The organism is Terriglobus sp. ADX1, from assembly GCF_036877645.1.
Taxonomy (GTDB): Bacteria; Acidobacteriota; Terriglobia; order Terriglobales; family Acidobacteriaceae; genus Terriglobus.
In genome coordinates this window covers 82879-95781 of sequence record NZ_JAEDXV010000011.1, presented here as the reverse complement: position 1 = coordinate 95781, position 12903 = coordinate 82879, and the positions used below count along the sequence as shown (strand labels likewise).

General features: G+C 56.5%; 11 protein-coding genes. 6 read left to right on the top strand and 5 right to left on the bottom strand.

The features are described from left to right. Nucleotides 1-65: 65 nt before the first annotated feature. Together JAO32_RS09340 and JAO32_RS09335 are read right to left on the bottom strand one after the other, a co-directional pair. Nucleotides 66-1544 (bottom strand): RNB domain-containing ribonuclease, encoded by a 1479-nt coding sequence (locus tag JAO32_RS09340; protein WP_334239637.1) that lies wholly within the window; start codon nt 1542-1544, stop codon nt 66-68. A gap of 61 nt (nt 1545-1605) precedes the next feature. Beyond that, complete coding sequence (locus JAO32_RS09335; protein ID WP_334239636.1) at nt 1606-2850, bottom strand: NAD(P)/FAD-dependent oxidoreductase; 1245 nt, start codon at nt 2848-2850, stop codon at nt 1606-1608. Between JAO32_RS09335 and JAO32_RS09330 the strand changes: the two genes are divergently transcribed. The 4 genes from JAO32_RS09330 (at nt 2849) to JAO32_RS09315 (ending at nt 7642) form a co-directional block, all read left to right on the top strand. Continuing rightward, complete coding sequence (locus JAO32_RS09330; RefSeq protein ID WP_334239635.1) at nt 2849-4393, top strand: serine hydrolase domain-containing protein; 1545 nt, start codon at nt 2849-2851, stop codon at nt 4391-4393. The genes JAO32_RS09335 and JAO32_RS09330 overlap by 2 nt on opposite strands. Nucleotides 4394-4481: 88 nt before the next feature. Continuing rightward, on the top strand, nt 4482-5099 hold the full coding sequence (gene msrA, locus JAO32_RS09325; protein ID WP_443082584.1) for a peptide-methionine (S)-S-oxide reductase MsrA: 618 nt from the start codon (nt 4482-4484) through the stop codon (nt 5097-5099). A gap of 115 nt (nt 5100-5214) precedes the next feature. Then, entirely contained in the window at nt 5215-6984 is a 1770-nt protein-coding gene (locus tag JAO32_RS09320) for a VWA domain-containing protein (RefSeq protein WP_334239633.1), read from the top strand. A gap of 25 nt (nt 6985-7009) precedes the next feature. Next, complete coding sequence (locus JAO32_RS09315; RefSeq protein ID WP_334239632.1) at nt 7010-7642, top strand: hypothetical protein; 633 nt, start codon at nt 7010-7012, stop codon at nt 7640-7642. A 7-nt stretch (nt 7643-7649) separates the two neighbouring features. Here JAO32_RS09315 and JAO32_RS09310 read toward each other — a convergent pair whose 3' ends face one another. Continuing rightward, nucleotides 7650-8525 (bottom strand): Nif3-like dinuclear metal center hexameric protein, encoded by an 876-nt coding sequence (locus JAO32_RS09310; protein ID WP_334239631.1) that lies wholly within the window; start codon nt 8523-8525, stop codon nt 7650-7652. 1 nt (nt 8526) lies between these two features. Next, complete coding sequence (locus JAO32_RS09305) at nt 8527-9252, bottom strand: hypothetical protein (protein WP_334239630.1); 726 nt, start codon at nt 9250-9252, stop codon at nt 8527-8529. A gap of 81 nt (nt 9253-9333) precedes the next feature. Here JAO32_RS09305 and JAO32_RS09300 point away from each other — a divergent pair, with 81 nt between their 5' ends. Next, entirely contained in the window at nt 9334-9648 is a 315-nt protein-coding gene (locus JAO32_RS09300; protein ID WP_334239629.1) for a DUF3861 domain-containing protein, read from the top strand. Nucleotides 9649-9721: 73 nt separating this feature from the next. Beyond that, complete coding sequence (locus tag JAO32_RS09295) at nt 9722-9940, top strand: hypothetical protein (protein ID WP_334239628.1); 219 nt, start codon at nt 9722-9724, stop codon at nt 9938-9940. A 48-nt stretch (nt 9941-9988) separates the two neighbouring features. Here JAO32_RS09295 and JAO32_RS09290 read toward each other — a convergent pair whose 3' ends face one another. Further along, nucleotides 9989-12817, bottom strand: a complete 2829-nt coding sequence (locus JAO32_RS09290) for an aconitate hydratase (RefSeq protein WP_334239627.1) — start codon at nt 12815-12817, stop codon at nt 9989-9991. Nucleotides 12818-12903: the final 86 nt, after the last annotated feature.

Below are 12903 nucleotides of genomic sequence, written 5' to 3'. Positions count from 1 at the left end.
GCCGACACCGCCGAAGTATAGAGATCGCTGCTGCATACCGAATGCTGCGGTATGCAGCAGCTTTTCTAAATACGGACAAAGTCGATGTGTGCGCGCGCCGGATCGGTGTGCACCAACTTCACATTCAGGCGATCACCGACATCCAGCCCCTCTGCACCATGCACCAGCATGCCTTCCACCGCGGGCTTTAGAACGCGCACAAATGTACCGTTTCTCCCGGCCCCAGTAACCACTGCACGAAAGTGCTCTCCGATACGCGAAGCCAATGCCAGAGCCTGCGCACGCTTCAGCATAGCGCGCTCTACCTTGCGGCCGGCCTTTTCACGTTCGTTGCAGTGCTCCGCAATGGCTTCTAACTCATCGTCGGTATAAGGAGGCGGAGCATTGTCCAGCATGGCGTGCAGAACACGCTGTGTCACCATATCCGGAAAGCGGCGGTTCGGCGCCGTGGAGTGCGAATAATCATTCGCTGCCAGTGCAAAATGCGGCGGCGGATAAGGATCGTTTGCATGTACCACCACATACTCGCCCGCACCCATCAGTTTGATGATGGCAAGCGCAAGGTCTGGATAGTGATCGGGATCATGCTCACGTTGTTTACACAGAAACTCGTTCAGCGGCTTCGCATCCGGCTCCGAGGGCAACGTGACACGATGCGAAAGATTCTCGCTGGTGACATAGACCAGGTCCACAATGCGCTGCCAACGTTCCGGCGATTTCACCACGCGACGTAAACCACTGCGATGCGCTTGTGATAACAGATGCGCCGCCGTTTCATTCGCCGCAATCATCAGATCTTCAATCAGATCCATCGCGCGATTGCGGCCCACATCCTCAAGCGACAGCACACGTCCATCAGCAACCACAGGCGTGGACTCCGTGCGACGAAAATCCAATGCGCCTGCCTCCTGCCGATGCCTGCGCAAACGCTGTGCTGCCTCATCCTGCAAACGAAGTTGATCGAGAATCGCAGGATCAATCGCAGGCGGAACAGCATGTTCCGGATTCACAAGCCACGGCCCCACATGACTGTACGCAAGCTGCGCGGCATTGCATACCAGCGCAGGAAAGATGCGCTGTTCACGCAAGGAACCATCGGCATCCACAATGAATTCCGCAATCATGGCGCGGCGTTCTTCACCAGGATTCAGACTGGTCAAACCGGTGGACAATTCCGTAGGCAACATCGAGAAGTTGCGAGCCGCTGTATAAATCGTGGCGCACTGCCGTGCAGCAAATTTATCCAGCGGTGTGTCCTTGGCAATCGTCGAGGTAACGTCAGCCACTCCAACACGCACAAGGATGCCGCCATCTTCGAGCCGCTCCGCCCACTCAATCTGATCAAGATCACGGGAAGTATCGTTATCAATCGACGACCACGCAAGCTCACGCAGATCCGTACGCTTACGGTTATCGTGCACATTGCCAGCAAGAATGTCGGCAAGCTGCTGCTGTTGTCCGGGAAAGGGTTTCAACTCGAACCCCTGCAGCTTCATCTCTTCCGCGGCAGCGTTCGCAAGGTTAAACGAAGTATGGTTATGCATCGCAATCCATAGGATGCCGAATGCCGCGCGAAGTCAATTCCATTCTTGAAATGGGAAGGAATCAGCGCGTGAAACCGACGGCAGACTTCACCTTATTCCAAACCCACGTGGGAACCGTGCTGCGCATCATGTGATTGCGAAGCTGCTCATACGTAGATGCACCCATGCTGTAACCAATAATCAGACGCAGCAGCTCCGGGTCTTCCTTCGCCTTGCGCACCAACGCATCCATACGCCCACTGCCATTGAAAAGACGATGCTGAATATCCACGGAATGTAAAAGGTCATCACCGATCTCGCGCTTCCATGCTTTCTCATACGCTGAGAGCGTGCGCTCGTCATACTGCTGCGTACGAATCGCGTTCAGCGCCGTATCCGCAGCAAGCGCTCCGCTTGTCATCGCATAGAAGATGCCCTCTGCTGTAAACGCATTGACGAAACCACCTGCATCGCCCGCCAGCAACACACGATCGGTATAAGTCTTCGCAAGCGGGCCGCTGACCGGGATAGGAAACGCTTTGTAACCATTGCGATTTGTCTCGCCGGTGACATCGCCCTGCTGCTTCAACGTCTCCACCCACTGCGCATGGTGTTCCGCCCCTTTGCCACGCAGCTCCTTCAGATACCAGTCAAGCTTGCATCCAAAACCAAGATTCAAATGATGCGTCTTGGGAAAGATGTAGCCATAACCAAAAGTCTCTGTCAGAGTCAGGAAGAGATAGATAGCATCACGATCCTTTACATCCAACCGCGAATAATCCGTTTCCTCCATCATGTCCACGGCGTATTCCTTATGCGCCGCTTCACTGCGAAGTCCCGTATGCCGTGCGATGACAGAGTTGGCGGAATCCGCACCAATGATCATCGGCGCGGCGATGATCCCGCCTTCGGTCGTCTCCAACTCCACATGCGTTGGCTTCACTTCGCATTTGCGAATCATCGTCCCCAACCGCACAGTGCAAACGGAAGCTGCGCGCTTGAACAGCGCTTCATCAAACTGCCAGCGACGCACCAGATACAAAATCGGCTCACCCTGCTGATAGGTTACACGCGTTCCATCCGGCGACTGCAGGTGCACGCGGCTCACAGGATTAACCGGCACCTCACCTACATCGAAGAATTCGCGCACATAAGGAAAGCGATCTAACAGACGTGCCGATAGCCCACCACCGCACGGTTTTTCGCGCGGAAACGCCTCAGCCTTATCAATGAGAAGAACCTTCGCGCCAGCCAGGCCAAGCTTATAGGCAGCAGTGGAACCAGCTGGGCCACCGCCAACAACGATGACGTCAAATGGAGAACTCATGGCAGATTTCCATTTTGCCATCTTCCGCCACGCATCGCGCCTTAATCCTTTGCACTACACTGCGGATATCTGTAATGCAGGAGATGAGACCTTGCGGATCCTCCCGGCTTTTGCACTTTCCATTGCGCTGACAGCACCTGTGCTTCTGTCTGCGCAAACGCTCAACGATGCCGACAAGGCAAAGATTGAATCGGCCATAACAAAGGTGATGGACGAGACCGGAACACCGAGCATCTCCCTTGGCATTGCCCGTGGCGGTAGCGTGGTTTACACCAAAGCATTTGGCCAGGCCATCATCGGAGAACAGTCTGCATCGGTAAAAGCAGATGCAGCCATGGCATATCCCATCGGCTCCATCTCCAAGCAGTTCACCGCTGCATGCATTCTGCTGCTGCAGGAGCGCGGCAAGCTGAAGCTGGACGATCCTGTCAGCAAGTGGTTCCCCGACTTTACAGAAGCAAACAAAGTCACCATCCGCAACCTGCTTACGCACACCAGCGGCTACAGCGATTACGCTCCGCAGGACTACACCATTCCCGCATGGACCAAACCCATTAAGAGCGAAACACTGATACGCGAATGGGCCACCAAACCATTGGACTTCGAACCAGGAACCAAGTGGCAGTACAGCAACACCAACTTCCAGATGGCCGCGCTGATCGTTGAAAAAGTCAGCGGACAGAAGTTCCATGACTTCCTCTGGGCAAACGTCATCACACCGTTGAAGCTGCAAGGCGTGCTGGATCTGGATACAGACCGCGCCAAGCTGCAGGTACGCGGCTATGAACGTCACGCCATGGGCCCACTGCGTGCCGCCATCCTCGAATCGCCCGGTTGGTACACCGGCGATGGCGGATTGGCCATGCCTGTCGCCACGCTTCTGCAATGGGATGACAGCATCGTGCATCGCACATTGCTAAAACCCGCAAGCTACGACGAAATGATGAAGCCATTCGTGTTGAAAGATGGCAGCGACTCGCGCTACGGCCTCGGCGTCTTTTCGCAGGTACGCAATGGCAAACACATTCTGTCGCATTCGGGTGAAGTCGGCGGCTTCGTTTCCAATAACGTCATCGACCTTGATGACGATGTTGCTTTTGCCGCACTGACCAATGTGGAAGGCCCAGGCGCTGCCCCGGCAACAAATGCGCTCATCCCCATCCTGCTGCCATCACTGATGAACGCCGCTCCGAAGAAGGTCGCATCCAGGCCGGAAGAAGCCAGCCTGCCCACAGAACCCACCTACGACAAGACACACGCAGAACAGGCAAAGGCGATCCTTCAGGGATTACAGAAAGGATCTCTGGATCGCAACCTGTTCACCGCCGATGCCAACTTCTATTTCAATGAGGTGACAATCGGGGACTTTAAGTCCAGCCTGCAACCGCTCGGCGCTTTGCAGACTGTCACGCAAACTTCAGAAAAACTGCGCGGTGGCATGATCTTCCGGACGTATGATGCAGAGTTCGCAGGCAAAACTCTCGACGTAACCACTTACACGCAAAACGACGGCAAGCTGGAACAGTTCCTGGTGGAACCGTAAAGCTGGCCGCGCGCGTCCAATCCATGTGAGGTTCGCCATGCGCAGATTCATCCGTGTTGTCCTTGCCGCTGCTTTTCTGTCTGTCACGATGGCCTGCTTTGCCGTGGATCGCGGAACATTCCCCGTGCCCAAGGTAGATGCAGCAAAAGCTCCCGGCAAGTTGCAGACCGCAGTGTTTGCAGGAGGCTGTTTCTGGGGCACACAGAGCGTCTTTGAGCGCGTGAAGGGCGTGAAGAAAACGGTTGTGGGCTATGCTGGCGGCAAAGCATCCACGGCGACCTACGATCAGGTAACAACGGAAACCACAGGCCACGCCGAGAGCGTTGAGGTGCAGTACGATCCTGCCGTCATCACTTACGGCCAACTGCTACGCATCTTTTTCTCCGTCGCGCATGACCCGACACAGTTGAACCGCCAGGGCCCAGACGTTGGCACATCCTATCGTTCTGCCATCTTCTTCATGACCCCGGAACAGCAACAGATTGCGCAGGCATACATTGCACAACTGGACGCAGCCCACATCTTCAAGGCAAAGATCGTCACGGAAGTAACACCGCTCAAAGGCTTCTATCGCGCAGAAGACTACCACCAGGACTATGCTCTGAAGAACCCCGACAATCCGTACATCCTGGTATGCGATCGCCCGAAGATCAGCGCACTCAAGAAGCAATACCCTGACCTGTTCGTGGAATATCACGGTCAGTAAACGCCGACGCTGACCGCTGAGTCATTTTCTTTAGCCGTGCAGGCATCTGCGGTGATAGGCTCTTTCCCACACCATGCGAGCCACTTTTTTGTGGCCGTAAAGGAGAGCCAACATCGTGCGCTGCCTTGTCCTGCTTACCTCTGTGATTCTTTCTGCCACTGCGCTGGCTCAGAGCAACGCAGTCCCCACATTAAGGACTGATGTTCGCCTGACAACGGTAGATGTCATCGTCACTGATAAGAAGGGCGTTCCTGTACACGGACTCAAGGCGGACGACTTCTCCGTCCGAGAAAATAAACAGCCGCAGGCAATTCGCAATTTCGAAGAACACGCTGGCAATGCCCCCACCACGTATGACCGACCGAGACCGGGCGTTTTTACCAACGCGACAGTGGCGCGCGGCGGTGCCAACAATGTACTCCTGATCGATTTTCTCAACACGCCGCCGGAATTGCAGGCATTCATGCGTGATCAACTGGCCAAGTTTGTGATCTCGCAACCTGCAGGAGCGCATACCGCAATCTTCACCATGAACTCTTCTGTTCATCTGCTGCAGGACTTCACCACCGATCCGGAAATCCTGAAGATGGCATTGAAGCATATGGGCACGAAGTTCTCCGCGTTCACTGGCCAGATTCAGACCGGCCCCGACATGCAGATGCAGGCGATGGAAGGTCTCTACGAAGGTTCAACCGCTGCGTTACAAGCGCAGATAGGCCAGGTGATGCAGTCCCTTTCAGACTTCACCGCAAAGGAACAGGCATTCCTTCAGCGCAACCAGGCCTTGCTGACTATGAGCTGTCTTCGTGACGTGGCGCGTTATCTCAGCGGTGTACCGGGACGAAAGAATGTGATGTGGTTATCCACTTCTTTCCCTGTCTATATCCAGCAGGATCCAGAAAGCAATGGAAAACCCTTCCAGGTAAATGAAGTTCTGGATGCGGAGATGCGGCAGACGAAGAATGCACTGGCCAGCAGCCAGATAGCCCTTTATCCAGTGGATCCGAGTGGCACACCCGTTCCTCCATCCTTCCAAGTGTCCAACGACAGCTCCAGCACAAGTCTGGCAGCACAACAACGCATGTATGGCAGCAGTAGTTTCACACCTCAAAACAAGGCCGCCGACAACGCTCTCTTTCAACGCCACAGTTCCATGAACGAATTGGCCGATGCCACTGGAGGCAAGGCCTTCTATAACGGCAACGACATTGCCGGAGCACTGCGTGATGCGCAGGCGGATGGATCGCAGTTCTACACACTTACGTACACCCCACCTTTAAATGCGAAGCCTGGACAGTTCCGCAACGTTGAAATCAACGTACAAGGCAAGGGCCTGCGTGTTCGCTATCGCAAGGGCTACTACACGTCCGAAGCAACGACAAATGGACTGGCTGATCTGAATTCCAAGAAGACCTCGTTCAGTATGCAGGCAATGGCGCCGCAGAGCAGCGAAGTGTTGTTTCAGCTTGAAGTGTCAAAGCCCAGCGGCGAAACCAATGCCGCAAAGATCATCGGCGCGCCGATCTTTGAAGCGTTGCCGCATGGCATGTATCAATTGAACGCTTTGGTGGACTTCTCCACCCTGCAGTTCTCACCCGATGCCGATGGCAAGATGCACGGCGTGGTGGATGTTGCCACTGTGATCTACGACAAGAATGGCAAGGTGCTGGATTCGCGCAGTGACCGGGCGACGCTCGCGTTGGATGACGCACGCTATCAGGCCATGTTGAAAAGCGGCATGCGCTATCATCAGGTGGTTGCGTTGCCAGACAAGGGAGATGGCTACGTTCGCGTTGCCGTGCATGACGCCATGACAGATAAGTTAGGCACGGTCCAAGTCAGCATGTCCAGCGTGCGCGAATCCGCGGCAAAGACCAAACAATAACCGGAACCTCTGCTACTCTGCTGCCATGCTCGATGTACACGAACCGGAACACCCCATCTTCGGGGTACGGGACTTCCTCATCCACCTGTTCACCATCACGGTGGGCCTGCTGATCGCGCTCGGCCTGGAAAACCTGGCGGAGTGGCGCCACCACGTCCACCTGAAGCATCAGGCCGAGGAGAACATCCGTCTTGAACTGAGAGCCAACCAGCACGACCTGCAAGAGGTCACTAAAGCCCTCCCTGGCGAGATGAAGCTCATGGTCAACATGCAGGCCGCATTACAGACCAGGCTGGAAGGGAAACCCCTACCCGACGGCAAGTTGCAAACCGGCATCGTTCAGATGACACCACAAAGCGCCGCATGGAACACCGCATCGGCAACCGGTGCACTCAGTTTCATGGACTACGCAGAGGTGCAGCGCTTCTCCTCTGCGTACACGCTGCAGGCCAAGCTCGAACGTTTTCAGGATCAGGCCATCGGCCCGCTGCTCGGCATTGCCGCGGCTATGGGAATCTCTGACCCCAACAAGATGACGCCTACCCAGATTGAAACTGCTATGTCCCAGGTTCAGCTCTCGCTTGCCCACCTCTCCGCCACCGCAGGTCTCGCACGCGATGTGAACAAGGCCTACGACGAAGCCCTCAAGGGCGAGTAACGCCGCCCTAACGCGCCAGCCAGTACGGCTCTCCCGCAGGGATAAAGTCCACCTTCATGCCCGGCAACGTCGTCTTCAGCCAATCAGCCACGGTCTTCATCCCGGGCTCCTCGCTGGTGTAATGCCCCATCAGGATCAGCGCCTTGTGTCGCCCCTGCTGCTTCGCATCCCACACATACGAGATCGTCTCCCACTCCGGAATCTCGCCACCCACCAGCACTTCGACATCATCGCGTTCCAGTGTCTTGATCTGGCGATCCGCACCTGGCGCGCCGGGCGCATACGCAATCTTCGTTACCACTAACTTCGGGTCACCAATCACACGCACAATGGTTGCGCCCGTCGCTTTGCGTAGCTGCTCTGCCAGCACCGCTACCGTCACAGGCTTCGCGGTGTACAGCATAGGGCCACCGGGGTCACGATGAGCATCAACCCAACCCACCTTTGCCTTCCAGCCCTCCATGATGAAGTCCGGTCGCCGTGTGTGCGCTCCATCATGCCAACGGAAGATCACCAGTTTGTGATCCGCAATGTACTTCATCTTCTCCGCGAGCACGGGATCGTTCGGATACAGATCCGTCTTATCCAGATGGTTATAGAAGCTCGGCTCATGTGTGACGATCAGGTTGTCACCAGCAGCGACAGCCTTGCGCAACACGTCCATCGTGGGCGAGATCGTCGTCGCAATCCCGGTAACCACCGTCTGCGGATCACCTTCCTTGATGGTGTCCACTGTGTTCGGCGCGGGCGTAATCTGCGCCGCAGCACGCATGGCAGCAATCACCTGTTCCGCGGTCTGAGCCTGCTGCGCATGGGAAGCGATACCAGCGATAAGAAGCGGTGCAACAACGAACGTCCGTGTCCAGTTCAACATGGGAAGCATGTTACTGCATACGCTGCATCGCCTTCAGGTACGCTTCATTTTCCGCTTTGTAGATCGTCTGCAGATCACGCTCTCCATGCGCAGCCTGCTCGGCAATTGCGTGAATCGTGGCAAAGTTCAGCGCAATGCTGCGGGCCTGATTCTGCTGTGCCGCCAGCGCGGCCATGTAACGACGCACATCGTCCGGTGTCGCGTCCTTCCATGTGTTCGCAGCCGTTCCCGGCACGCCGAAGCGAGCCATGAACTCATTCAGACCGCTACCTGCCTCATCCAGCACGTTGAACGACGCAGTCAGATTCTGGATAGGACCATCCACTTCTGAAAAGACACGGATCTCATCCTCAGACAACAATGCCAACCGTCCGCTAGCCTTAGCCGCCTGATAGGAAGGATCGTTCGGCTGATCCCAGTCAGCTACTCCCGGAACCTCAGGCAATGCAGGAATTGCAGTGTGATGCAGAAACGCATCCTGCGTCTGTCGAATCACGCGAGCATCGCGCGAAACCATCGCCTCGTAATACCGCTGCGCGCCTTCCGCATTCGTCGCAATAATCTCCAGATCGCGCTGCATGCCTTCACGCACCTCATGCCGCTGATGCCCACGGTGCAGCCACTCCGCAGTTTGCTCCAGAGCAATGGCAATCAACAGTCCCAACACAACAATGCCCATGTGAATAAAGAACTGTCGCCAGGTCATCACTGGTTCTTCTGGCACGTGCACTTCCATTTGCTAGCGGCTCCTTCAATGCTGTTGTTCAAGAAACACCATACCCGAATCCGCAGCAGCATTCCCTGCGTCGAATGAGGTATGGATCAGTATCGTTACAAGCTGACGTTGGAACGCGTGGCAGGCAAAGACGGCGTAGTGCGTGGAAACGCCGACGACAAAGTCACCTTCGAAGCCTACAACCACGACGATCTGTTCAACATCCTCGAACGCCAGAAAGCGAAAGGCCTATGGGACGACGACACCGCCGCTCAACTTGCCATTGGCTTCAAAATGTTCGCAGAGGTCGCGCTGCACCACCGCAACGATCCCCTCTTCGAACCATTGATGCCCCATATCAAAGAGTTCATCAGTCGTCTTAAGTCGCTCCCTGCAAAGAACGAATCCGCGCAATAAACCGCCGCCTTCAGTACACTTCCTGCTGGAGGGCGGCAATTTGAAGAACCTACTTCTCCAGATAGCTCCATGCATGCTTCTGCTCTTGGCAGGATGCAGTGCCACCAGTGTCGTTGCGGGCCAACGATTCGTGCTGGTAAACGATCCCACCGGAATATCGGACAAGATTCCCAGCGGTGCGCTTGCATTGGATACACGAACCGGACAGCTTTGCTACACAATCAGTGGAACCTCAGCAGGAGCGCCCGCACTTCCCATGTGCAGCGACTTGGCGCGAAAAAACCAGCAATAGCAAGAGGCCCGGATCACTCCGGGCCTCTTCTGTTATTACGGCAACTGCTTACGCCTTGCCAGCCAACTGACGCAGCACGTACTGCAAAATGCCGCCGTGCTGGTAGTACAGGATCTCCTGCGGCGTATCGATGCGGACGGTTGCCGGAATGTGCAGCACCGTTCCATCAGCCTTCTTCGCTTCCACTGTGATCTGCTTGCCGTTAGCGAACTTCGCATCCAGCATGTCCTTCAGGCCGGGCACGCTGTACACCTCTTCGCCGGTCAGGCCCAGCGATTCCACGTTGTCACCTTCCTGAAACTGCAACGGCAGAATGCCCATGCCCACCAGGTTGCTGCGGTGAATACGCTCGTAGCTCTCGGCAAGCACAAAGCGAATGCCCAGCAAACGCGGACCCTTTGCAGCCCAGTCGCGCGACGAACCGGAACCGTATTCCTTACCGGCAAGAATCGCCAGCGGCGTGTTGCGCTTCGCGTACTCGACGGACGCATCGTAGATGCTCATGCCTGTGCCTTCCGGTAGCAACCGCGTTACGCCGCCTTCTGTTCCGGGTGCCAGCTTGTTGCGCAGACGCACATTCGCAAACGTGCCACGCACCATCACCTCATGGTTGCCGCGACGCGAGCCGTAGCTATTGAAGTCTGCAGGCTTCACGCCGTTCTCCGTCAGGTACTTGCCCGCGGGACCATTCAGTTTGATGGAACCAGCAGGCGAGATGTGATCCGTTGTCACCGAATCACCCAGCACTGCAAGCACACGCGCATCGTGAATATCCGTCACCGGCGCGGGCGTTGCAGGCATGCCGTCAAAGTACGGCGCCTTGCGAATGTAGGTGGAATCAGCTTCCCATCCATACACATCGCCCAGCGGGAACTTCAACGCCTGCCAGTTGTGATCGCCGTCAGAGACAGTGCTGTACTGCGTGCGGAACATCTCCGCATCAATGCTGTCGTTAACGGTCTTGTTGACTTCTTGCTGCGTCGGCCAGATGTCTTTCAGGAACACATCGCTGCCATCTTTGCCCTTGCCGATGGGTTCGTTATCGAAGTCGAAATCAATACGGCCAGCCAGCGCATACGCCACCACCAACGGCGGCGACATCAGATAGTTCGCACGCACATCCGAGTTGATACGACCTTCAAAGTTACGGTTGCCAGAAAGCACGCTGACTGCGACAAGGCCGTGTTCTTCAATCGCCTTCGAGACATCCGTAGGCAAAGGACCAGAGTTACCAATGCAGGTGGTGCAGCCATAGCCCACGGTGTTGAAGCGCAACGCGTCCAGGTACTTCTGCAAACCAGCCTTGTTGTAGTAATCGGTCACCACGCGCGAACCCGGCGCGAGCGATGTCTTCACCCACGGCGGCGTTTTCAGGCCCTTCTCCACAGCCTTCTTCGCCAGCAGGCCAGCGGCCAGCATCACGTACGGGTTCGACGTGTTCGTGCAGGACGTGATCGCCGCAATCACAATGCTGCCATGATGCAGGTACGGATCCACGTCGATGCCAAAGCGATCCTTGATCGACAGGATTGGCTCACTGGCTTCTGCCAGCACGCCATCTTTGCCCGGCTCCGGTGCGCCCACGGTTGATTCCACGGAGCCATCCACCGATGCGTGGCCGCCTTCACCCTGCCAACGTGCAATCTGACGATCGCCCTTGGTGTTTGCATTCGGGCCATACAACGACGGCAACTGCTTCGCGAACGATGCCGCAGTCTGCGACAGAGCAACGCGATCCTGCGGACGCTTCGGTCCGGCAACGCTCGGCTCCACCGTTGCCAGATCCAGTTCCAGCGTGCTGCTGTACTGCGCTTCCGGCGCGTCGGCAGTGTGGAACATGCCCTGCGCGCGGTAGTAATCCTCAACCAGCTTCACCTGCTCATCCGTGCGGCCGGTCAGTCGCAAATAAGCCAGCGTCTCCGCATCCACGGGGAAGATACCGCATGTCGCGCCATACTCCGGAGCCATGTTCGCAATCGTCGCGCGATCTGCAAGAGGCAGTTCGCTGATGCCGCTGCCAAAGAACTCCACAAACTTGCCCACCACGCCATGCTTGCGCAGCATTTCGGTCACGGTCAGAACAAGATCAGTAGCTGTCGTTCCCTGCTTCAGCTTGCCCGTCAAACGGAAGCCAACAACTTGCGGCACCAGCATCGAAACCGGCTGGCCCAGCATGGCAGCCTCGGCTTCAATACCACCCACACCCCAACCCAGAACACCCAGGCCGTTGACCATCGTCGTGTGCGAATCCGTACCAACGCACGTGTCGGGGTACGCTTCACCACTCGACGTCGTAAACACCACACGCGCCAGATACTCCAGGTTCACCTGGTGGCAGATACCCATTCCCGGCGGCACCGCGCTGAAGTTGTTGAACGCACTCTGTCCCCACTTCAGGAAGGCGTAACGTTCGCGATTACGCTGGAACTCCAGCAGCGAGTTGATGTCATACGCATTCTTCAGACCGTACTCATCCACCTGAACCGAGTGGTCGATGACCAACTCAGCAGGGATCAGCGGATTAATCTTCTCTGCATCGCCGCCAAGAGCCTTCATGGCATCACGCATCGCGCCCAGGTCCACAATCGCCGGAACACCGGTGAAGTCCTGCATCAGCACGCGCGCCGGCATGTAGGCAATTTCGCGCGAAGGTTCCGCGCTGGGCTGCCACTTCGCCAGAAACTCAATGTCGTCGGCAGTAACGGTCACACCGTCTTCGCGGCGCAGCAGGTTCTCCAGCAGAACGCGTAGCGAGAAAGGCAGGCGAGCCAGTTCGACTCCCTTTTCTGCCAACGAATCCAAACGGTAGTAGGTGTAGCTCTTGCCGCCGGAGTTAAGGGTGGCGCGGCTTGCGAAAGTATTCAACGAAGTGCTCATGGTTCAGTCCTCAATCGCGCCTGTGCAAAGGCGCGAGGTCTGGCCGCAGACCATGTGGCTTTCGCAACGCGAAGCCTGGCCCGGGC